This window comes from Abyssibius alkaniclasticus (assembly GCF_020447305.1).
GTDB classification, from domain to species: Bacteria; Pseudomonadota; Alphaproteobacteria; order Rhodobacterales; family Rhodobacteraceae; genus Abyssibius; species Abyssibius alkaniclasticus.
This window is the reverse complement of sequence record NZ_CP095732.1, coordinates 2,322,803-2,345,065: the sequence shown is the minus strand read 5'-3', so window position 1 is coordinate 2,345,065 and position 22,263 is coordinate 2,322,803. Positions and strand designations below refer to the sequence as shown.

Below are 22,263 nucleotides of genomic sequence, written 5' to 3'. Positions count from 1 at the left end.
ATCCGATCGGTTCAGAACGCCCGAAAGGTTAGCGTTGTCAACGACCGCTCGATATTGGGAATATCGAGCAGATGGTCGTTGATATACTTGCCTACATCCTCGTCCTTGGGAATGTAGACCTTGGCCAGCAGGTCATAATCGCCACTGGTAGAATAAAGCTCTGATGTGATTTCGCGCGCATAAACCGCCTCGGCCACCTCATAGGTTTTGCCCGGTTTGCACCGCAATTGAATGAAGACGCAGTTCATAGAATTGTCCTTACATGCCAAAGTTCCGCAAACAGTTCTACCTCCAGCATACGCCGCAAGTAGCTGACGCCCCCCGTCCCGCCGGTGCCCCGCTTGAAGCCGATGACGCGCTCGACCGTGGTAACATGGTTAAACCGCCAGCGTCGAAAGTAATCCTCGAAATCGACCAGTTTTTCGGCAAGCTCATACAGTGCCCAATGGGTTTTGGGGTGGCGGTAAACCTCGGCCCAGGCCGCCATAACCGCATCATGCGGGCTGTGGGGCTGGGTAATGTCGCGGTTCAGCACCTCATCGGGAATCGCAAAACCCCGCCGTGCGAGCAGCGCAATCGCCTCATCATACAGGCTGGGTTTGGCAAGCTCGTCTTGCAGCAGCTTGCTCAGGTCTGCGCGGTGCGCATGGGGGCGCAGCATGGCGTGGTTGCGGTTGCCGAGCATGAACTCGATCAGCCGGTATTGATACGACTGGAAGCCCGAGCTTTGGCCAAGTTTGTCGCGAAAATCGGTGTATTCGCTGGGGGTCATGGTGCGCAGCACGTCCCAGGCGTTGTTCAACTGTTCGAATATCCGCGCCACGCGCGACAGCATTTTGAAGGCGGGCTGCACCTCGTCTGCGCGCAAGGCGTGGCGCGCGGCGGTAAGCTCGTGAATGGCCAGCCGCATCCACAGCTCGCTGGTTTGGTGCTGGATGATGAACAGCATTTCATCATGGCTGTCGGTGCGCGGATGCTGCGCGCCAAGAATATCGCCAAGGCCAAGATAGTCGGAATAGGACATCTTGCCATCAAACGCCATTTCAGCGCCTTCGCGCGCTGGGTCATAGCTGCTCATGTGACCGCGCCCCGCTGTTTGAATTCGGGCCTGTCCCAGGCGCGGGTTTGCAGAATTTCGGCCAGAATGGCGGCGGCGCGGCGCACTTCATCGGCTGTGTTGTAAAGCGGCGCAAAGCCAAAGCGCATTTTGTCGGGCGCGCGAAAATCGCCGATCACGCCGCGCGCGATCAGCGCCTGCATAGTGGCAAACCCGTTTTCATAGGCAAAGGAAACCTGCGAGCCGCGTTCCGCCCCGTTGCGCGGCGAGGCAAGGGTCAGGTCAGGGCATTGCCGCTCCACCTCGGCAATGAACAGATCGGCCAGCGCAATGGATTGCGCGCGCAGATCGTGCATATCCACGCCCTGCCAGGCGGCCAGCGCAGTTTCAAGCGCCGCCATCTGGATAACCGGCGGCGTGCCGATGCGCATTCGCGAAATGCCTGCCGCCGGGCGATAGTCCAGGTCAAAGTCAAACGGCGCCGCGTGCCCCAGCCAGCCCGAAAGCGCCGGGCGGACTGTGTTGGCCAGATCGGGGCGCACGTAAATAAAGGCCGGCGCGCCCGGCCCGCCATTAAGGTATTTATACGTGCAGCCAACCGCAAATTCGGCGTTGCAGCCCGCAATATCAACGGGCAAAGCCCCAGCGGAATGTGCCAGATCCCACATCACCACCGCGCCGGCATCATGGGCGGCCTTGCTCAGCGCGGCCATATCGTGCTTGCGGCCGGTGCGATAATCGACCTCGGTCAGCATCAGCACCGCCACATCCGGCCCGATATTGGCGGCCACGTCTTCGGGGTTCACCACCCGCAATTCATGGCCCTGTTTCAAACTGTCGATCAGCCCGCGCGCCATATAAAGATCGGCCGGAAAGTTGCCATTGTCGCTAAGCACAACCTTGCGGTTTGGGTTCAATTCCAAAGCCGCGGCCAGCGCCTGAAAGACCTTGATGGTCAGCGTATCGCCAATTGTCACACTGCCTGCCGGTGCGCCGATCAAGGGTGCGATCATATCGCCAAGCGTGTTGGCCTGCGCCATCCACGCCGCCTTGTTCCAGCCGGTTATCAGCAATTCGCCCCATTCATCGGCCATCATGCTGGCCACACGCGCCTTGGCGGCCTTGGGCAGCGGGCCGAGCGAATTGCCGTCGAGATAAATCATCCCCTCGGGAATGTGGAACAATTCGCGGGTTTTGGTAAAATCGGTGGTCATTGCGGGCCTTTCAGGCGGAAGCGTTGCAATTTGCCAGTAGGTGTTTTTGGCAGATTCTTGGCAAAAACAACCGAACGTGGATATTTATAGGGGGCAATCGCCGCTTTCACATGGTCTTGCAAGGCTTTGATTGTGCTATCATCTTCGGCATGGCCTTCGCCCAGAACCACATGCGCCTGCACGATCTGGCCACGCGCCTCATCGGGCACGCCAATCACCGCGCATTCAGCAACGGCAGGGTGGGACAGCAGCGCCGCTTCCACCTCCGGCCCGGCAATATTGTAGCCCGATGACACGATCATATCATCCGATCGGGCGGCGAAATGGAAATAGCCATCCTCATCCTGAATGAAGCTGTCGCCCGTCAGGTTCCAGCCATCGCGCACATATGTCTTCTGGCGGTCGTCATTCATATAGCGGCAGCCGGTTGGCCCGCGCACGGCCAGGCGCCCGACCGTGCCGCGCGGCACTTCGTTCATATGCTCATCGACCACCCGCGCCTCATAGCCCGTGACCGGCTTGCCGGTCGAGGCGGGCTTATGGTCGCCAAAACGGTTGGAAATGAAGATGTGCAGCATTTCGGTGGCACCGATACCATCCAGCATTGGCTTGCCGGTTTTTGCCATCCAGTCGTTATAAACCGGGGCCGGCAGCGTTTCGCCCGCCGAAACCGCGGCGCGAAGGCTTGAAAGATCGGCGCCATCGTCCATTGCCTGCAACATGACACGATAGGCAGTGGGGGCGGTAAAGCACACGGTTGCGCGGTATTTCTGAATGATTTCTATAAGGTTAGGGGGCGAAGCTGTTTCCAGCAGCGCCGCCGCCGCCCCAAAGCGCAGCGGAAACACCGCCAGCCCGCCCAACCCGAAGGTAAAGGCCAAGGGGGGCGAGCCGACGAAGATGTCATCGGGCGTAACCCCCAGCACCTCGGCGGCATAGCCATCGGCGATCATCAGAATATCGCGGTGGAAATGCATTGTCGCCTTGGGTTTGCCGGTGGTGCCGCTGGTAAAGCCCAGAAGCGCCACATCATCGCGGCCGGTTTTGACCGGCTCGAAGCGCACAGACTTGCCCAATGCGACACGGTCAAGTTCAGCATCATGGTTGGCTGTGCCGTCGAACCCTATGACTTTGCTTAGGAATTTCGATCCCTTAGCGCAAATCGCAAGTTCGTCCATCAACCGTGTATCGCACAAGGCATGGGTAATCTCGGCAGCATCGACAATGGTGGCAAGCTCGCCCGCGCGCAGTTGCGGCATGGTGTTCACAACCACCGCCCCCGCCTTGGTTGCCGCCAGCCAGCAGGCCACCATACCGGGGTTGTTGGCCGAGCGGATCAGCACGCGGTTGCCGGGCTTGACGCCGTAATCCTCAACAAGCGCATGGGCAATGCGGTTGGTCCAGTCGGACAGTTCCTTATAGGTGCGCAAGCGGCCATGCCCGATAAGGGCAGTATGGTCTCCGAAACCCTTTTCTACCATCTTGTCAGTAAGTTCTGCGCCGATATTCAGGTAATCCGGATAGGCGAAGGCACCCAGGTTGAAGCGCGGCCAATCGGCCTCATTTGGCAGGTTGCGGCGTGTGAAATCATCGCTATGTCCACTTGGCCCAAGCATCAGCTTCCCCCCAGGGTTTGGCGCGCAATCACAATGCGTTGCACATCGGATGCGCCTTCATATATCCGCAGCGCGCGAATTTCACGATAGAGCCGCTCGCAGATATTGCCCGCCTGCACGCCCGCCCCGCCATGCAATTGCAGGGCGCGGTCGATCACGTCTTGCGCATGGTCGGTGGCGTAAAGCTTGGCCATCGCCGCCTCGCGGGTGATGCGCGGCGCACCGGAATCCTTGGCCCAGGCGGCGCGGTAAACCAGCAGCGCGGCTGCATCGACCGCCAGCGCCATATCGGCAATATGGCCCTGCACCATCTGCAACTCGGCCAAGGGCGCGCCCGAAATCTGCCGGGTTTGCACACGGTCGATCGCGGCATCGAGCGCGCGGCGCGCCATGCCAAGCGCCGCCGCCCCCACGGTTGAACGAAACACATCCAGCACCGACATGGCCAGCTTGAAGCCCGAACCCGCCGCCCCGATCATGGCGCTGGCGGGCAGGCGACAATCGGTCAGCCGGATATGCGCCAAGGGGTGCGGCGCGATGCTGTGCAAACGCGCCACCACCTCAAAGCCCGGCTGATCAGGCGTGACGATAAAGGCCGACAGACCGCGCGCGCCCGGTGCCTCGCCCGTGCGGGCAAAAAGGCAGTAAAAATCGGCAATGCCGCCGTTGGATATCCAGGTTTTTTCGCCATTCAGCACATAGCTGTTGCCATCGCGCGTGGCACTTAGTGCAATATTGGCCACATCCGAGCCCGATTGCGGCTCGGTCAATGCAAAGGCGGCAATCGCCTTGCCGCTGCGGGTTTTTTCCAACCATTTACGCTGCTGCGCGTTGCCAAAAAGCGAGATAGCCCCCGCGCCAAGCCCCTGCATGGCAAAGGCAAAATCGGCCAGACCGTCATGATAGGCCAGCGTTTCGCGGATGATACACAGCGTGCGCACATCCAGCCCGTTTGCGCCCGGTGCCGAATGCGCCAGCCAGCCGCCCTGCCCCAGCATAGCCACCAATGCGCGGCAGGCAGCATCGGTGTCGCTATGGTCGACCCCGGCCAAATTGCTGGCCGCCCAATCGTGCAGGCTTTCGGCAAGCGCGCCGTGTCGAGGCTCAAGAAACGGCCATGACAGAAAACTCTTATCCATCAGTTCCCCTCGAATTTCGGGGTTTCCTTGGCGGTAAACGCCACATAGGCGCGGCGGAAATCTTCGGTTTTCATGCAAAGCGCCTGCGCCTGCGCTTCGGCCTCTATCGCCTGCTCCAGCCCCATATTCCATTCTTGTGCCAGCATGGTTTTGGTCATCATATGCGCAAAACCCGGCCCTTCGGCCAGCCGTCTGGCCATGTCTTGCGCGGCTTCAACCAGCCCGGTTTCAACCACCCGGTTGTAAAACCCGGTCTGCGCGCCCTCGGCGGCATCAAAGCTGCGGCCGGTATAAAGCAGTTCCGCCGCGCGCCCCTGCCCGATGATGCGCGGCAGCATCGCGCAAGCCCCCATATCGCAGCCAGCAAGGCCGACGCGGGTAAACAGAAAGGCGCATTTCGCACTGGGCGCGGCAAGGCGCATGTCAGACGCCATTGCCAGAATCGCGCCGGCCCCTACGCAAATGCCTTCCACCGCGGCAATGACAGGTTTGCCGCAGCCGATTATGGCCTTGACCAGATCGCCGGTCATCCGGGTGAATTCCAGCAATTGCGGCGCGTCCATCGCCACAAGCGGGCCGATGATGTCATGCACATCGCCGCCCGAGCAGAAATTGCCGCCATTCGGGGCCAAAACCACCGCGCCAATATCATCGGCATAGGCGAGCGCGCGAAACGTATCACGCAATTCGGCATAGCTTTCAAAGGTCAGCGGGTTTTTACGTTCGGCCCCTTTGAGCGAAATCGTCGCCACCCGGCCCTCAACCGACCAGTTGAAATGCTGCGGCCCGATGTCTTTCATGGCGCTCATTGCAGCCCCCTTTGCTTGCTGACCACCTTGCGCAAGATTGTGGTGAGCGTATCGGCATCTTCTTCGCTAAGCCCTTGCAAAAGCTCGTCAATCCAGCCTGCATGTATCGCGGCGCGCGCGGCAAACTCTGCCTGGCCCGCCCTGGTAAGCCGCACGATAAAGGCGCGCCTGTCACCGGGCACGGCCATGCGCGCAACCACACCTTCGGCAACAAGCCGGTCGACAATGCCGGTGACATTGCCGTTGGACACCATCAGTGCCGCGGAAAGCGCGCTCATGCGCATCCCCTCGGGTTCACGGTCCAGCGCGGCCATCACATCAAAACGCGGCAGGGTCGAGCCGAATTCCAGGCGCATTTTCTCGCGCAACTCGGCCTGCATGATGCGGTTGACCGTGAGCAGCTTGATCCAGGCGCGCAGACGCGCGCGGGTATTGGGGTTGGGTTCCGGCGCGCTCATACCTCGCCCCCGTTGATTGACAGCGCCTGCCCGTTCACGCTTGTTGCCCCTGTGCTGCACAAATACTGCACAGCGGCGGCAATTTCAGTTGGCAAGATCAGGCGCTTTTGCGGGTTGTGCGCCACAAGCTGTTTGCGGGCATCATCGGCGCTCATCCCGGTTTTGGCAACGATTTTGGCCACGGTTTCATCCACCATCGGCGTATCGATATAGCCCGGGCAAATGGCATTGACCGTGATTTTGGTTTTGGCCAGTTCCTGTGCCAGGGCGCGCACCAGCCCGACCACGCCGTGCTTGGCGGCGCAATAAGGCGCCACATAGCCATAGCCGCGCAAACCGGCGGTCGAGGCAACGGCCACAAGCCGCCCGGGTTGCGCGCGGTCCATCACCGCCAAAGCGGCCTGAAAGGTGTTGAAGGTGCCGGTCAGGTTCACGGCCAGCGTTTGCGCCCAGTTCTCGGCGCTCACCTTGCCAAAGGGCGCGCTGTTGGCGGCCCCGGCATTGGCAACAACAAGGGCGGGCGGGCCACAGCGTTCCACATGGTCGGCAAGGGCCGCCTGCATGGCCGCCAGATCGGTAACATCGGCGGCAAAGGCCTGGATATTGGCGTGCTGCGCGGCAATCGCTTTAAGCGCCGCAAACCGCCGCCCGGTAATCGTAACCTGAGTGCCGCTTTGCGCCAGGTCCAGCGCAATCGCGGCACCAACACCGCTGCCGCCGCCTGTGACAAGGGCTGATATAACCTTGCCCATCAGACCTTCCCCGCCATCTGCTCTTCGCGCTCGGCCAACCGCCACATCTGGTCGCGCCCGTTCAAATAGGGGTCGGGCCATTTTTCGGCCCTGTCGCCAAGCGCGGCGGCTGCGTGCAAGGTCCACATCGGGTTAGAGAGATGCGGGCGCGCAAGGCAAACAAGATCGGCCCGCCCCGCCATGAGAATCGAATTCACATGGTCCGGCTCATAGATATTGCCAACCGCCATTGTCGCCATGCCGACCTCGTTGCGAATCCGGTCCGAAAACGGGGTCTGGAACATGCGGCCGTAAACGGGCTTTGCGTGCGGGCTGGTCTGGCCGGCGGAAACGTCACAAATATCCACGCCCGCCGCCTGCAACATGCGGGCGATTTTTACGGCATCTTCGGGGGTATTGCCCTCATCACCCACCCAGTCATGCGCCGAAATACGCACCGAAATCGGTTTGTGATCTGGCCAGACCGCGCGCACGGCGGCAAAAACCTCCAGCGGATAGCGCATCCGGTTATCGAGGCTGCCGCCATAGATGTCGGTCCGCCTGTTGCTGAGCGGAGAGATGAAGCCCGACAACAGATAGCCATGCGCCATATGCAGCTCCAGCATATCGAACCCGCAGCTTTCGGCCATTTCGGCGGCCGCGACAAATTCGGCCTTCACGCGGTCCATATCTGCACGGTCCATCGCCCTGGGTGTGGCATTTCCCGCGCTCCAGGGTTGGGCCGATGCTGCGATGATCGGCCAGTTGCCGCGCACCAGCGGTTCATCAATCGCCTCCCAGCCCAATTGGGTCGAGGCTTTTGCCCCCGCATGGCCAAGCTGCGCGCAGACTTTGGCACTGCTCTCGGTGTGGATGAAATCGACAATCCGCGCCCAGGCCGCCGCATGTTCGGGCGCATAAAACCCGGTGCAGCCAGGGGTAATGCGGCCTTGCGCGGAAACGCAGGTCATCTCGGTATATACCAGCCCGGCTCCGCCCGTGGCGCGCGCACCGTAATGCACCAGATGCCAGTCGGTCGGGCAGCCATCCACCGCCTTATACTGCGCCATTGGTGACACGACGATGCGGTTCTTCAACTCCATATCGCGCAAACGGTAAGGCGCGAACATCGGGGCGCGCCCCGCCTGCCCGCCCGCTTGCGCCTGAAACCAATCCTCCGCCCCGCGCAGCCATTTGGCATCGCGCAGGCGCAGGTTTTCATGGGAAATGCGCTGGCTGCGGGTCAGCACGGCATAGTTGAACTGCACGGGGTCGAGGTGCAGATAACGCTCCACCTCTTCAAACCATTCCATAGAATTGCGCGCCGCCGATTGCAGGCGCAGCACTTCCAGCCGCCGCGCATCTTCATATTTCGCAAATGCGGCGGGCAGGTCCGCCTCCTCGTGCAAATAACCGGCCAGCGCAATCGCGCTTTCCAAGGCCAGCTTGCTGCCCGAGCCAATGGAAAAATGCGCCGTGGCCGCCGCATCGCCCATCAGCACGAGGTTTTCATGGCTCCAATGCGCGCACAAGACCCGCGGAAAGCTCAGCCAGGCCGAGCCGCGGATATGGTTTGCATTGGTCATCAGGGCATGTCCGCCCAAATGGTCTTTGAAAATCTCTTCGCAAATGGCAATGCTGTCTTGCTGGCTGATCTCGCCAAAACCGTAAGCGTCATATGTGTCTTGCGTGCATTCCACGATGAAGGTCGCGGTATTGTCGTCAAACTGGTAGGCATGGGCCCAGACCCAGCCTTTTTCGGTGTTTTCAAAAATGAACGTAAAGGCATCGTCAAACTTCTGATGCGTGCCAAGCCATGTGAATTTGCATTTGCGTGTGTCGATCTCGGGTTTGAACTGCGCCGCAAACTGGCGGCGCGCAACCGAGTTAAGCCCATCGGCCGCAACGACAAGGTCAAAGCTGTCCATATAGCCCTGCACGTCATCAACCGGCGTTTCAAAGCGCAGCTCCACGCCAAGCGTCCGCGCCCGCGCCTGCAAATCCAGCAGCAACTGCCGCCGCCCGATGCCGCAGAACCCGTGCCCTGTCGAGGTGGTTTTGGTGCCGCGATAATGCACCGCAACATCATCCCAATAGGCAAAATGGCTGCGGATGGTGGCCGCACTTTCCGCATCATTGGCGGCGAGGTTGTCAAGCGTTTCATCCGACAGCACGACGCCCCAGCCGAATGTATCATCCGCGCGGTTCCGCTCGATCACCACAACCTCGTGCTTGGGGTCGCGCAGCTTCATCGAAATCGCGAAATACAGCCCCGCAGGACCACCGCCCAGACAACAAACCTTCATTGCGACTCCCTTATCTGTTCAAATCAGGCTACAGCGCCGCCGATATATTTCAAGCCTAAATATTTTGGAGTTGAATTTACTGTCCGGCTGGCGTTTGCTGGGTGAAAACGAAAGGTCGCAGATGATCACCGACTGGGACGACGCTTATGCCAACGGCATCCACATTCCGGATGCAGAACGTTTTGCGCCCGAATGGGCCGCGCAGGCGGCGGCGTTTCGCAACGCGCATCCGCCGAATGTGCTGGCCTATGGCGATGATCCGCGCATGGCGCTCGATCTGTTCCTGCCAGCGGGCACCCCGCGCGGATTGGCGGTTTTTGTGCATGGCGGCTATTGGCAGGCCTTTGACCGCGATAGCTGGTCGCATCTGGCTGGCGGAGCTTTGGAACAGGGTTTCGCCGTGGCCCTGCCCGGTTATGTGCTGGCACCGCAGGCACGTATTGCCGAAATCACCCTGCAAATTGCCGCCGCGATTGACCTTGCAGCCGCGAAAGTCGGCGGGCCGATCTACCTGTCGGGCCATTCAGCGGGCGGGCATCTGGTCAGCCGGATGATCTGCGAAAACACGCCCATGAACGCCGCCGCGCGCGTTCGGCATGTGCTGTCGATCAGCGGTGTGCATGATCTGCGCCCGCTGCTGAAAACCGGCCTGAACGACAATCTGAAGCTCGACTTCACCGCCGCCTGTGCCGAAAGCCCCGCGCTGTTGATGCCGCGAAAGGCTGCGCGCCTCACCTGCTGGGTGGGGGCGGCTGAACGGCCGGAATTCATCCGCCAATCGGCCTTGCTGGCCAATATCTGGCACGGGCTGGGGGCGGATACGGCAAGCATCGTTGCGCCCGATCAACACCATTTCAACGTCATCGCGCCGCTGGCCGATGCGAAATCCGACATGGTGCGCACATGGCTGGCCTAAGCCCGGTAACGGTGGAACTGCTTGGCGCTATCGCCCGCGTTTCGCTGAACGCGCCGCCGGTCAACGCCGCCGGCCAGGCGCTGCGCCAGGCATTGTGGGATGCGGCAGCGGCGATCGAGGCCGACACGAAGATCAAGGCCGTTATCCTTGTCGGCAAAGGGCGCGGATTTTGCGCGGGGGCCGATATTTCCGAATTCGGCCGCCCCGCCCAAGCGCCCCTGCTGGCCGAACTGCTGGGCAAAATCGCCGCAGCCCATACCCCGTGGCTGGCGGCACTGCACGGCATGGCGCTTGGCGGTGGGTTGGAACTGGCGCTTGCCTGCCACGCGCGCATCGCCACGCCCGATTGCCAGCTCGGCCTGCCCGAAGTCTCGCTCGGGCTCATCCCCGGCGCGGGCGGCACGTTTCGCCTGCCGCGTGTCATTGGCGTGGCACAAGCGGTTGAGATGATCTGCTATGGCAAGCCGATCACCGGCAAGCAGGCCGCCGAAATCGGGCTGGTCGATGCGTTGGCCGATGATCTGCCCACCAATGCGCTGGCGCTTGCGCAAGACATCGCCACGCGTGGTTTAACGGCGGTGACGGGCGCGACGGGGCTGCGTGTGGCCCCGGAGCCGCCCGACTGGGGGGCACTGACAGCAACACTCCGGCGCAAAACGCGCGGCCAGTCCGCCCCGCTTGTGGCGCTTGAAACCATCCAAACCAGCCTAGGCCTGCCCGAACACAAGGCGCTGGCCCAGGAACGCGCCGCCTTCATTGCCTTGCGCGACGGGGCTGAATCTGCCGCCTTGCGCCACCTGTTCCGCGCCGAGCGCGCTGCCATGCGCCCCAAACAGCTTGGCACGGCCCAGCCGCGCGCAACTTCAAACACCGGCGTTATCGGCGGCGGCACAATGGGCAGCGGCATTGCCACGGCGCTGCTTATGGCGGGCTATCCGGTCACGCTGATCGAGCGGGATGAAAGCGCAGCCACCAAGGGGGCCGCGCTGGTCAGACACAACCTTGACGCGGCGCAATCACGCGGGCTCATCCCCGATACCGCGGCCCTGCTGAACACATTCCAGACCAGCACCGATTATGCCGCCCTCGCCCCTTGCGACCTTGTCATCGAGGCCGTGTTTGAGGATTTCGACATCAAGCGCGCCGTCTTTACCGCGCTGGAAGCCCATTGCGCGCCCGAGGCGATTTTGGCCAGCAATACGTCCTATCTCGACCTGAATGCGCTGGCGGCAACGCTTGCCCAGCCCGCCCGCCTGCTTGGCCTGCATTTCTTTGCCCCCGCCCATATCATGAAGCTGCTGGAGGTGGTTGAAACGAATGCCACGGCACCTGAAACCCTCGCCACGGGTTTTGCGCTGGCCAGGGCATTGGGCAAGGTGGCTGTGCGCGCGGGCGTGTGCGACGGGTTTATCGGCAATCGCATCATGTCGGCCTATCGGCGGGAATGCGAATATATTCTGGCCGATGGCGCAAGCCCTGCCGATATCGACGCCGCCATGCGTGGCTTCGGGTTTCCGATGGGCGTGTTTGAAATGCAAGATCTTTCGGGGCTCGAAATTTCTTATGCGATGCGCAAGCGACAGGCCGCCACGCGCAATTCGGCGCAGCGCTATATTCCCATTGCCGACTGGCTGGTCGAAGCGGGCCGTCTGGGCCGCAAAACCAAGGGCGGGTGGTATGCCTATCCCGATGGCAAAACCCCCGAACCCGCACCGGACACCGCCGCGCTGATTGCGCGGTATCGCCGTGAAGCGGGCATCGTGCCGCGCCGTTTTGAGGAAACGGCAATCATGGGCCGTATCCTTGCCGCCATGCAAGGCGAAGGCCGCGCCATTCTAACCGAAGGCATTGCCAACAGCGCCGATGACATCGATGTCGTGATGGTCAACGGCTATGGATTTCCGCGCTGGCGTGGCGGGCCCATGTGGATGCTGGCCAACCCCACCCCCTAAGCTCACGCAGATGTGGTGCAAATTGCGCGGTGCATCGCTTGACGATGCCACCTTGCGCAGCGCAATCTGCCCGGCAACAGATATAGGATTTGCATGAACCAGATGACCCCACCCACCCTGCCGCGCGGCAAGTTTGAAGACCCGGCGCTGACCGCAAAGGGAGAGGACCGCGCCACAGTGGCTTTGGCCGGGCTGCACACCCTGTGGTTCAATACCGGCACGCTGTGCAATATCACCTGCCAGAATTGCTATATCGAAAGCTCGCCCACCAATGACGCGCTGGTCTATCTGACCGCCGGCGAAGTGGGGCGCTATCTTGACGAGGCCGAAGCACTGAACGCGCCGCTGGAAGAGATCGGCTTCACGGGGGGTGAACCCTTCATGAACCCCGACATGATCGCAATGGCCGAAGCGGCGCTGTCGCGTGGGCTGCGGGTGCTGATCCTGACCAATGCCATGCTGCCGATGCAGCGCAAATCGGTCCGGGCGGGGCTGCTGGAACTGAACAAGCGCTATGGCGCGCACATGACGCTGCGCGTCTCGCTCGACCATCATCGTGCCGATGAGCATGACGCCATGCGCGGCAAGGGAAGCTATGCCGTATCGTTGCAGGGAATGCGCTGGCTGCGCGACAACGGCTTTACCATGTCGGTTGCCGCGCGCACGATCTGGGGCGAAAGCGATGCCGAGGCGCGCGCAGGCTTTGCCCGGCTGTTTGCCGATGAGCGGTTTGCCATCAACGCCGCCAGCCCCGGCGCACTGGTGCTGTTTCCCGAAATGGATGAACGCGTGGACGTGCCGGAAATCACCACCGCCTGCTGGTCGATCCTTGGCAAGAACCCGAATGATGTGATGTGCGCCAGCGCGCGCATGGTCGTCAAACGCAAAGGGGCCGATACGCCCGCCGTTCTGGCCTGCACGCTGCTGCCCTATGACCCGCAGTTTGAGCTGGGCGAAACGCTGGCCGCAGCCTCAAGGCCCGTCGCACTCAACCACCGGCATTGCGCCAAGTTCTGCGTGCTTGGCGGGGCGTCGTGCAGCGGCTAGGGGCGTTTGGCCCGCCGCTTGTGCTTGCGCTGACATTGGCGATCTGGGCGAGCTTTCTGGTTTCGGCCCGCGCGGCGGTTGGCCAAAGCTTTGGCCCCATCGAAGTGGGGCTGATGCGCTTTGGCACGGCCGCCATTCTGTTTGCCCCGGTCCTGCTGCGCCACGGCATTTTGCCCAGGGGCCAAAACTGGCTCGATGTCGTGCTGATCGCCTTTATCGGTGGCTTTGTCTTTGTGCTTTTGCTGGTGGGCGGGCTCAGTTTTGCCCCGGTGGCCGATAGCGGCATTTTCGCCCCCTCCATGCTGCCCGTCTGGGTGGCGGGGATGAGCGCGGTTTTTCTGGCCGAGAAATTCAGCCGCGCACGGCTGCTTGGCCTTGGCCTAATCGTGTTTGGCGCGCTCGCCGTGGGTGGCTACGAGGCGATCATTCAGGCCGAAGATGGCCGCTGGCGCGGGCATTTGCTGTTTTTGGGCGCTTCAGGCTGCTGGGCCGCCTATACGGTGCGGTTTCGCGCCCGTGCCCTGCCCGTGGTGCCGGCCGCCGCGATGATGGTGTTCTGGTCGGCGCTTGCCTTTCTGGTGGCCGGGCTGGTGAAGGGGATGGATTTTTCAGGCATCCCGCCCCAAACCCTTGCGCTGCAAATTCTGCTGCAAGGCGTGTTTTCGGGTTTTCTGGCGACCTTCACCTATCTGTTTTGCGTGCAGCATTTCGGCGCGGCAAAAACCGCCGCCTTTGGCGCGCTGGTGCCGGTGCTGGCCGCGCTCGGCGCTTGGGTGTTTCTGGCCGAACCGATTGGTATTTTCAAAACCATCGGCATTCTGGTGGTCTGCACCGGGGTGGCTTTGGCCTCAGGCGCGCTGTTTCAGGGCCGCAGCCAGTAGCGCGCGCACCGCACGCGTTTCCACATCGCGCGCCACAAACGCCGCGCCAATACCGCGCGCCAGAATAAAGGCGATACGCCCGTCAACGACCTTTTTATCCTGCCCCATCAGTGCGATCAGCCCGTCAGCATCGGGCAGATCACCGGCAATATCGGCAAGGTCGCGCTTCATGCCCATTGCCTGCAAATGCGCGCGCAAACGGCTGGGGGCTTCCTGGCTGCAATGGCCAAGCCTTTGCGAAAGCTCAAAGGCCAACGCACAGCCAATGGCCACAGCTTCCCCATGCAACAACCGCGCCGAATAGCCGGTCGCCGCCTCCAGTGCATGGCCGAATGTATGGCCAAGGTTCAACAAGGCGCGCTCGCCGTGTTCATGCTCATCGGCCACGACAATATCGGCCTTCATCTGGCAGGCTTTGGCAACGGCCTCGATCCGCGCGGCCACATCGCCTGCCGCCAGCGCCGGGCCATTGGCTTCGAGCCAGTCAAAAAACGCCGCATCGCCCAGCAGGCCGTATTTGACCACCTCGCCATAGCCTGCCAGAAAATCGCGCCCCGGCAGGGTGGCCAGCACGTCGATATCGGCCAGCACAAGGCGCGGCTGGTGGAAGGCCCCGATCAGGTTTTTGCCTTGCGGCGAATTTATTCCGGTCTTGCCCCCGACCGAGCTGTCGACCTGCGCCAACAGGCTGGTGGGGATTTGCACAAACCCGACGCCACGCCGCAATATCGCGGCGGCAAAGCCAACCAGATCACCGATCACCCCGCCACCGAAGGCCACGACAATATCGCCCCGCTCGGCGCGCTGTTCAAGCAGCCATTCGACAACCACCTGCAACTGTGCCCAGCTTTTGGTGCTTTCCCCCGGCGGCAGGCTCAGCACGGCAGATTGCACGCCGTCCGCATCCAACCCGGCCGTCAGGGCTTTCAGGTGCAGGGCGGCAACCCGGTCCTCGGTCACGACAAACACCCGTTTGCGGCGCAAGAACGGGGCCAGATGCGCGCCTGCCTGTGCCAGAAGGCCCGGGCCGATGGCAATGTCATAGGCACGATCGCCCAGCGGCACATGAATGGTTTTAACGCGCATCTATCGCCTCGCTTTGGGCCTTGAGCAGCGCAAATATGTCTTGCACCACAACCTCGTGGGAATTGTTCATATGGCTTGTCACCTCGTAATCAGCCTTGGCATAGGCGGGCGTGCGGGCGGCAAGCAGCGCAGCCAGCGCGGCTTTGGGTTCATCTTGCTCCAGCAGGGGCCGCCCGGGCCGGCTGCGCACACGGTCCCACAGGGTTTCCAGATCGGCGCGCAGCCAGATCGACACGCCATGCGCGGCAATAATCTCGCGGTTTTCCGGCGATACAAACGCCCCGCCACCCGTGGCCAGCACATGCGGTGGGCTTTGCAGCAGCCGCGCCAGCACCCGACGCTCGCCATCGCGGAAATGCGGCTCGCCAAGGCGCGCAAAAATTTCGGAAATCGGCATTCCGGCGGCTTTCACAATTTCGTCATCGCTGTCGACAAAATCAACGTTCAGCGCATGGGCCAGCCGCCGCCCGACGGTGGATTTTCCCGCTCCCATCAGCCCTACAAGCACCAATGTCTGGGTTAAAGTGCCATCGGCAAGGATTGGCCGTGTTCGATCCATTGCTGCGCCTCCGCCACCGGGAATGATTGCCGCCACGCCCATTCTTCGCTAAGATTAGCAGCGCGCTCGAGCCGGGGCAAACCCCGGCCATTTGCAGCGTTTAACATTGTGGCCGTGCATGGCAAGCCCCATGTAGAACAAGCGCCACAGCATTAGGGCAGAAAGAGCAGACGTGATAGGCAGGCTGATTAAATATATTTTCGTTTTGGCAGTGATTGGCGCCGCCGTAACCGCGGGCTATGCATTGCTTTTCGAACTGCCACCGCCCAGCCGTGAAATTACCGTGCCGGTGCAGCCGGCCAACCTGTAATGCGCATCCGCCTTGCATTGCTGTTCAGCCTGTGCGCAACGGCGCTGACAGCCGAAGGGCCAAGTTCGGCGATTGACTGGCTTTCAAACGCCATTGAAAATCCGCCGCGCTATTACATTCCGCCGCCCACACAATCGCGCCTTCCGGCAGATGACATAGTGCGCGTCACCCCGCTTGAAAATCTCGACCGTGAATCGGTCGGGCTGATCGCGTCGTCGCTGGCCGGGTTTTCGCCCGATATGTGGGGCGATGCTTCGGCAGAAGATGCGATTGCGCGCATAAATGGCTTTCGGCCCTCAACCCTGCCCGAGGCCAATGCCCTGTTTCGCCGCCTTGTGCTGGCTCAGGCCAACCCGCCTTTGGGGGCCGATGCTTCTACCAGCGTTTTGCTGGCGCGTGTCGACCAGCTTTTTGCGATGGGTGCGCTTGACGAGGCTGAAACCCTGATCGTGCTGGCCAATCCGGACGAGACGGAACTGTTTCGCCGCTGGTTTGAAATTTCGCTTCTTGTGGGGCGCACGGTTGCACCTTGCGAGGCGTTGCGCAAAACCCCCGGCCTGGCCGAAGACCTGTCGATCCGCGCCATCTGTCTGGCGCGCGCGGGCGATTGGAACGCCGCGGCCACATCGGTTTCATTGGGTGCGGCTTTGGGCGAGCTGAGCGATTCGCGCGCCGATCTGATGATCCGCTTTCTCGACCCGGCCCTGTTCGAGGATGATGACAACCCGCCCTTTCCCGTTCCGATGACCCCGATCGACTTTGCCTTGCGCGAATCGCTTGCCTTGCCCCGCCCGCTTGGCCGCATTGCGCCACCCTATCTGTTTGTCGATCTTGCGCTTTCAACGCCGCTGCGCCAGCGCATGGATGCAGCCGAACGTCTGGTTGAAACCGCTGCGATTACGCCGCCGCTGCTTTTCGCCATCTATCGCGGCGGGCGCCCCGCCGCGTCCGGGGGTATATGGGGGCGGGCCGCAGCCGTGCAGGCACTGGATGCAGCCCTGGCCGAGGATGACGATACCGTGCTGGCGCTGGCCATGAAACGCGCCTTTACCGCCTTTGCCGAGCCAAGCCTGATGACGGCCCTGGCCTATGAATTTGCCCCGCAACTGGCCATGCGCCCGCCCTCGGCCCCGCTGGAACCCGTTGCCGAAAACATTCAGCGCCTGTTGCTGCTTGCCGGGGCTGATGCGCCGCTTTGGTATGAGCAGATGGCCCAGGATGATACCGCGCTGGAGCTTGCCCGCCGCATTTATGTGGGCAATGAGATGCGCGCCGAAAGCGCACCGAACGCCCCCCTGATGCGCGCCGTTCATGCCGCCTTTACCGGGCAGACGCCGCAACATGCCCGAACCGATGCCGCACGGGCGCTGCTCCAGTCCGGCCAGCAGGCCCCTGCCGTTCTGATGGCGCTGGACCTGCTGGCCAAGGGGGCCGATACCGGCCCGGCCGATATTGAACTCGGCCTGTGGCTGCTGCGCCAGGCCGGGCAGGAAATTCCGGCCCGCCGCCTTGCCGTGCAGCTCTTGCTTCTGGAACGGGCGGGCGCCTGATGGCCAGCGGCGCAAATTGGGTTGGCGCCTTCCTGTCAGCCATTGCCGCCGAAGCCGGGGCGGCGGCCAACACGCTTTCCGCCTATCGCCATGACCTTGAAGATTTCAGCGCCCATCTTGGTGCCACCACGCTGGCAGGGGCCAGCCGCGCCGATATTGAAGGCTATCTTTCAGCCCTGGCAGGCAACGGGCTGGCGCCCAGCACGCGCGCGCGCAGGCTGTCATCCATCCGGCAATTCTACCGTTTCGTGTTTCAGGAAGGCTGGCGCGGCGACAATCCGGCAGGAGAGCTTCGTGGCCCCGGGGCCAGCACACGCCTGCCCAAAACCCTGAGCCTTGTCGAGGTCGAGGCTTTGCTTGCAGCGGCCCGCAGATATGGGCGCAGCGCGCATGAACGTGCGCGCAATACCTGCCTGTTTGAACTGCTCTATGCCACGGGAATGCGGGTTTCCGAACTGGTCGCCCTGCCCGAAGCAGCAGCGCGCGGCAACCCGGCCATGCTGCTGGTGCGCGGCAAGGGCGGGCGCGAGCGCATGGTGCCGCTGTCGCCACCGGCCCAGGCGGCGCTGGCCGAATGGCTTGTGGCGCGCGATGCGCAGCTGGCCGAAAAGCACCAGAAATCACGCGCGCTGTTCCCGTCACGCGCCAAGGCGGGGCATTTTACGCGGGTCGGCTTTTTTCTGCTGCTCAAGGATGTGGCGCTGGCCGCCGGGCTGAACCACGAAAAACTGTCGCCCCACACGCTGCGCCATGCTTTTGCCACGCATCTGCTGGCCAATGGCGCCGATCTGCGCAGTATCCAGATGCTGCTGGGCCATGCCGATGTGTCAACCACCGAGATTTACACGCATGTGCTGGATGAAACGCTCAAGAGCCTTGTGCTGACCAAACACCCGCTGGCCTGAATCCCCCATCTTGCGATTTGGCGCGCCCGCCCCCATAAAGACAACAGTTTCACAGGTTTTCAAGGACCCCCCATATGCCAACGACCGCTGGCGAGATAGTTATTTTTGACAGCACAACCTGGATTACCCTTGCGGTGATATTGGTGCTTTTGTTGCTTTCGGCCTTCTTTTCCGGCTCCGAAACCGCCCTGACCGCGGCCAGCCGCGGCAAGCTGCGCGCCCAGGCCGACAGGAAAAACCGCGGGGCCGAGCGTGCTTTGGCGCTGACCGAAGACAGCGAGCGGCTGATTGGCGCAATCCTGCTGGGCAACAACCTTGTGAATATTCTGGCGACATCGCTGGCAACATCGCTCTTCACCAGCCTGTTTGGAGATTCCGGCGTGGTCATCGCCACCGGCATCATGACCGTGCTTGTGCTGGTCTTTGCCGAGGTGATGCCCAAAACCTATGCCATTACCAATGCCGAACTTGCCGCCACCCGCGTGGCCATGCCGGTTTCGATTGTCGTGCGTCTGCTTGCGCCGGTTGTTTCGACCGTGCGGCTGGTCGTGCGGCTTATGCTGCGCATATTCGGTGTGCGCACCGACCCGAATGCCCATGTTCTGGCGCATGAGGAAATTGCCGGGGCGATTGCGCTGCACCATTCCGAGGGCGGCGTGGAGAAAGATGACCGTGACCGGCTGCTCGGTGCGCTCGACCTGAAAAACCGCGTGGTTGAAGAAATCATGCTACATCGTTCAAATATCGAGATGATCGATGCTGACGCCCCCCCGGCCGAGATTCTGTCGCAATGTCTGTCCTCGTCGTTTACACGCATTCCTGTCTATCGTGGCGAACCTGAAAACGTGGTGGGGGTTGTTCATGCCAAAGACCTGTTGCGCGCGGTCAACAGCCTGGTGCGTGATGCCGAAGGCGGTTTGCAGGGGATTGAGAAATTCAACGTGATGGGCGTGGCAATGGCCCCCTATTTCATTCCCGATACCACGACGCTTGATGAACAGATGCGCGAATTTCTGCGCCGCCGCACGCATTTTGCGCTGGTCGTCGATGAATATGGCAGCCTGCGCGGGCTGATCACGCTAGAGGATATTCTGGAAGAAATCGTTGGCGAAATTGCCGATGAGCATGATGTCGAGGAAGCCGAGGTTGACCGGCAGACCGATGGCACGGTGATCGTCGAAGGCAGCATGACCATACGCGATCTGAACCGCGCCTGTGAATGGTCGCTGCCCGATGACGAGGCCAATACCGTGGCGGGGCTGGTCATTCACGAGGCGCGGATGATCCCTGCAAAGGGACAGGTCTTTGTCTTTCACGGGTTCCGTTTTGAGGTGCTGGAGCGCGAGCGCAACCGGATTACCAAACTGAGGTTGAGGCGCCTCGATGGGTAGCGGCGGCGCCATTGGCCCGGTCGGATGCCTCCGGCGGGGATATTTTTGAGCAAAAGATGTTCAGCGTCGGAACAACCCGCCCAATACCCCGCGCACGATGGCATTGCCGAGTTTCGTGCCGACCGAGCGTGACAGCGATTTGGTGAAGGCTTCGGTCGGTGAATCGGTGCGGCGCGAACGGGTGGATTTCGGCTTGCCCGTTGTGCTGCCCGGATTGTATCGCCGCCCGGTGCTGAACTCGCGCTCGGCCTCGGGGTTTGTCGCTGTCTGGTCTGCCTGCGCTTGCGCGGTGCGGCGGGACAGCTCCTCGAACGCGCTGTCGCGGTCTATCGCGGTGTCATACAGCCCGGTCAGCGGGCTGGCGGCGATGAGGGCGGCGCGTTCTGCCGCCGTGATCGGGCCAAGGCGCGAGCTTGGCGGGCGGATGAGCGTTCGTTGCACGATGCCGGGCACGCCTTTGCGTTCCAGCAAGGATACGACCGCCTCGCCGGTGCCCACCTCGCGTATGGCGGTTTCGGTAACGAAATCGGGGTTCGGGCGGAAGGTTTCGGCGGCGGCACGCAGCGCCTTCTGGTCGCGCGGGGTATAGGCACGCAATGCGTGCTGGATGCGGTTGCCAAGCTGGCCAAGAATGTCAGACGGCACATCATCGGGGTTTTGGGTGACAAAATAGACGCCAACCCCTTTGGAGCGGATCAGCCGCGCGACCTGCTCGACCTTATCGAGCAGCGCCTTGGAGGCATCGCCAAACAGCAGATGCGCCTCGTCAAAGAAGAAGACGAATTTCGGTTTGTCGGGGTCGCCGACCTCGGGCAATTGCTCGAAAAGCTCTGACAGCAGCCAGAGCAGAAAGGTGGCATAAAGCCGGGGCGAAGCCATGAGCTGATCGGCCGCCAGCACATTGATGCGCCCGCGCCCGTCGGGGGCGGTGGCGATCATGTCTTCAAGCCTGAGTGCGGGTTCGCCGAAAAACTGCGTCGCGCCCTGATTTTCAAGCACCACAAGGCGGCGCTGGATGGCGCCCACACTTGCCGTGGCGATATTGCCGTAGCGCAGGCTGATCTCGGCGGAATTTTCCCCCAGCCAGACCAGCATGGCGCGCAGGTCTTTCAGGTCGAGCAGCAGCATCCCCTGCTCGTCGGCAATGCGAAAGGCAATGTTCAGAATGCCCTCTTGCGCCTCGGTCAGCTCCAGCAGGCGCGACAGCAGCAGCGGGCCCATCTCGGAAATGGTCGTGCGGATCGGGTGGCCGGATTGCGCGAACATGTCCCAAAACACCACGGGAAACGCGTCATAGCCATAATCATCGAATTTGATCGTGGCGGCGCGCTTCATGAAGGCATCGTGCAAGGGCGCGTCGGGCGAGCCTGCCACGCCAAGCCCGGAAAGATCGCCTTTCACATCGGCCAAAAACACCGGCACGCCCTGGGCTGAAAAGCTTTCGGCCAGAATTTGCAGGCTGACGGTTTTGCCAGTGCCGGTGGCGCCCGCAATCAGCCCGTGCCGGTTGCCATATTTCAACAACAGCTCTTGCGGCAGGCCGTAATCAGCCCCGCCACCGCCTACAAAAACCCGATCAACGCCCATCTGCCCCCCTTGCTTTGCTGCAGAATAGCCACCGCGCCCGGATTTGCCAGCGCTTTGCGCGATTTCCTGCAAGGTTATGGCGAATTCCGCGGCAGATAATTGACTTGGCGGCCCGCATCTGCGACCAGTATGGCAACTCTTACGCACACAGGATCTGTTACATGCGCATCAAATTTCTTTCTTTCCTTCTTGCGGTATCATTGGCAGCACCGCTGGCCGCGCAAGACCCCAACGCCTTTCCCACCACCGACGAAGTGCAAGGCATTGCTGCGCGCTATGAAGGCTGGGAGGTGCGCTGCCCCGAAGGTGCCGATGCCTGCCGCCTGATCGCACGCGGTTTGGATGCCGAGGGCAACGAGGTTGTGAACATCGCCCTGCAAGCCCTGCCCGAAGGTGGCAATGCGGCTCTGGGTGTCACGATCATCACCCCGTTGCTGACCCTGCTGCCGCGCGGTGTGACCGTGCGCGTCGACGATAAGGCCCCCGCCGGCTTTCCCTTTAGCTGGTGCGATGCGCAGGGTTGCTATGCCCGCTACGGGCTGACCGCAGATGAAGTGCAGGGGCTGCGCGATGGCAGTGCGATCAAGGTTTCCATCTTCGCGGTGACCAATACCACCGATGCGATCGACTCCACAATCTCGCTGGCCGGGTTTACCGCTGCCGAAGCCGATCTGGCCGCCCGTTAAGCGCCAGCAAAAACAACAAAAGGCCGCCTTTTCGGCGGCCTTTTTCATTTTAGCTACATGCGG

At 61.9% G+C, this 22,263-nt stretch carries 20 protein-coding genes; 8 read left to right on the top strand and 12 right to left on the bottom strand.

Going from position 1 to position 22,263, the window contains the following annotated elements:
* Positions 1–11 precede the first annotated feature (11 nt).
* From LGT41_RS11690 to LGT41_RS11650, 9 genes are read right to left on the bottom strand one after another with little or no spacing between them, the layout of a single operon-like run.
* A complete protein-coding gene (locus tag LGT41_RS11690; protein WP_274127061.1) occupies positions 12–248 on the bottom strand; it encodes an Lrp/AsnC ligand binding domain-containing protein in 237 nt (78 codons plus the stop codon).
* Positions 245–1,078: a tryptophan 2,3-dioxygenase gene (kynA, locus tag LGT41_RS11685; RefSeq protein WP_274127060.1), complete on the bottom strand. Its 834-nt coding sequence runs from the start codon at positions 1,076–1,078 to the stop codon at positions 245–247. Before kynA ends, LGT41_RS11690 begins: the two co-directional genes overlap by 4 nt.
* Complete coding sequence (gene kynU, locus LGT41_RS11680; RefSeq protein WP_274127059.1) at positions 1,075–2,271, bottom strand: kynureninase; 1,197 nt, start codon at positions 2,269–2,271, stop codon at positions 1,075–1,077. Before kynU ends, kynA begins: the two co-directional genes overlap by 4 nt.
* Positions 2,268–3,887: an AMP-binding protein gene (locus LGT41_RS11675; RefSeq protein WP_274127058.1), complete on the bottom strand. Its 1,620-nt coding sequence runs from the start codon at positions 3,885–3,887 to the stop codon at positions 2,268–2,270. The genes kynU and LGT41_RS11675 overlap by 4 nt, the downstream gene beginning before the upstream one ends.
* Positions 3,887–5,029, bottom strand: a complete 1,143-nt coding sequence (locus tag LGT41_RS11670; protein ID WP_274129719.1) for an acyl-CoA dehydrogenase family protein — start codon at positions 5,027–5,029, stop codon at positions 3,887–3,889. Before LGT41_RS11670 ends, LGT41_RS11675 begins: the two co-directional genes overlap by 1 nt.
* On the bottom strand, positions 5,026–5,835 hold the full coding sequence (locus LGT41_RS11665) for an enoyl-CoA hydratase family protein (RefSeq protein WP_274127057.1): 810 nt from the start codon (positions 5,833–5,835) through the stop codon (positions 5,026–5,028). Before LGT41_RS11665 ends, LGT41_RS11670 begins: the two co-directional genes overlap by 4 nt.
* The gene (locus LGT41_RS11660; protein ID WP_274127056.1) at positions 5,832–6,293 is read right to left on the bottom strand and encodes a MarR family winged helix-turn-helix transcriptional regulator; all 462 of its coding nucleotides are present in this window, start codon (positions 6,291–6,293) and stop codon (positions 5,832–5,834) included. Before LGT41_RS11660 ends, LGT41_RS11665 begins: the two co-directional genes overlap by 4 nt.
* Entirely contained in the window at positions 6,290–7,045 is a 756-nt protein-coding gene (locus LGT41_RS11655; RefSeq protein ID WP_274127055.1) for an SDR family NAD(P)-dependent oxidoreductase, read from the bottom strand. The genes LGT41_RS11660 and LGT41_RS11655 overlap by 4 nt, the downstream gene beginning before the upstream one ends.
* Positions 7,045–9,330 carry a bifunctional salicylyl-CoA 5-hydroxylase/oxidoreductase gene (locus tag LGT41_RS11650; protein WP_274127054.1) on the bottom strand — a complete coding sequence of 762 codons (2,286 nt, stop codon included), beginning with the start codon at positions 9,328–9,330 and terminating at the stop codon, positions 7,045–7,047. The genes LGT41_RS11655 and LGT41_RS11650 overlap by 1 nt, the downstream gene beginning before the upstream one ends.
* A 121-nt stretch (positions 9,331–9,451) precedes the next feature.
* Here LGT41_RS11650 and LGT41_RS11645 point away from each other — a divergent pair, with 121 nt between their 5' ends.
* The 4 genes from LGT41_RS11645 (at position 9,452) to LGT41_RS11630 (ending at position 14,126) form a co-directional block, all read left to right on the top strand.
* Positions 9,452–10,246, top strand: a complete 795-nt coding sequence (locus LGT41_RS11645; protein ID WP_274127053.1) for an alpha/beta hydrolase — start codon at positions 9,452–9,454, stop codon at positions 10,244–10,246.
* Positions 10,234–12,198, top strand: coding sequence for a 3-hydroxyacyl-CoA dehydrogenase NAD-binding domain-containing protein (locus LGT41_RS11640; protein WP_274127052.1), 1,965 nt, complete (start codon positions 10,234–10,236; stop codon positions 12,196–12,198). The genes LGT41_RS11645 and LGT41_RS11640 overlap by 13 nt, the downstream gene beginning before the upstream one ends.
* 93 nt (positions 12,199–12,291) lie before the next feature.
* Positions 12,292–13,245, top strand: a complete 954-nt coding sequence (locus LGT41_RS11635; RefSeq protein ID WP_274127051.1) for a radical SAM protein — start codon at positions 12,292–12,294, stop codon at positions 13,243–13,245.
* Positions 13,233–14,126 carry a DMT family transporter gene (locus LGT41_RS11630; protein WP_274127050.1) on the top strand — a complete coding sequence of 298 codons (894 nt, stop codon included), beginning with the start codon at positions 13,233–13,235 and terminating at the stop codon, positions 14,124–14,126. The genes LGT41_RS11635 and LGT41_RS11630 overlap by 13 nt, the downstream gene beginning before the upstream one ends.
* Here LGT41_RS11630 and aroB read toward each other — a convergent pair.
* Together aroB and LGT41_RS11620 are read right to left on the bottom strand one after the other, a co-directional pair.
* Positions 14,094–15,212 (bottom strand): 3-dehydroquinate synthase, encoded by a 1,119-nt coding sequence (gene aroB, locus LGT41_RS11625; protein ID WP_274127049.1) that lies wholly within the window; start codon positions 15,210–15,212, stop codon positions 14,094–14,096. The genes LGT41_RS11630 and aroB overlap by 33 nt on opposite strands.
* Positions 15,202–15,771 (bottom strand): shikimate kinase, encoded by a 570-nt coding sequence (locus LGT41_RS11620; RefSeq protein WP_274127048.1) that lies wholly within the window; start codon positions 15,769–15,771, stop codon positions 15,202–15,204. The genes aroB and LGT41_RS11620 overlap by 11 nt, the downstream gene beginning before the upstream one ends.
* A 309-nt stretch (positions 15,772–16,080) precedes the next feature.
* Here LGT41_RS11620 and LGT41_RS11615 point away from each other — a divergent pair, with 309 nt between their 5' ends.
* From LGT41_RS11615 to LGT41_RS11605, 3 genes are all read left to right on the top strand, one after another.
* Complete coding sequence (locus tag LGT41_RS11615) at positions 16,081–17,631, top strand: hypothetical protein (protein WP_274127047.1); 1,551 nt, start codon at positions 16,081–16,083, stop codon at positions 17,629–17,631.
* Complete coding sequence (locus LGT41_RS11610) at positions 17,631–18,536, top strand: tyrosine recombinase (protein WP_274127046.1); 906 nt, start codon at positions 17,631–17,633, stop codon at positions 18,534–18,536. Before LGT41_RS11615 ends, LGT41_RS11610 begins: the two co-directional genes overlap by 1 nt.
* Before the next feature lie 74 nt (positions 18,537–18,610).
* Positions 18,611–19,927 carry an HlyC/CorC family transporter gene (locus LGT41_RS11605; RefSeq protein WP_274127045.1) on the top strand — a complete coding sequence of 439 codons (1,317 nt, stop codon included), beginning with the start codon at positions 18,611–18,613 and terminating at the stop codon, positions 19,925–19,927.
* A 60-nt stretch (positions 19,928–19,987) separates the two neighbouring features.
* Here the strand turns inward: LGT41_RS11605 and LGT41_RS11600 are convergent, their stop codons facing one another.
* Positions 19,988–21,514, bottom strand: a complete 1,527-nt coding sequence (locus LGT41_RS11600; protein ID WP_274127044.1) for a helicase HerA-like domain-containing protein — start codon at positions 21,512–21,514, stop codon at positions 19,988–19,990.
* Positions 21,515–21,675: 161 nt separating this feature from the next.
* Here LGT41_RS11600 and LGT41_RS11595 point away from each other — a divergent pair, with 161 nt between their 5' ends.
* Positions 21,676–22,200, top strand: a complete 525-nt coding sequence (locus tag LGT41_RS11595) for an invasion associated locus B family protein (protein ID WP_274127043.1) — start codon at positions 21,676–21,678, stop codon at positions 22,198–22,200.
* Positions 22,201–22,263: the final 63 nt, after the last annotated feature.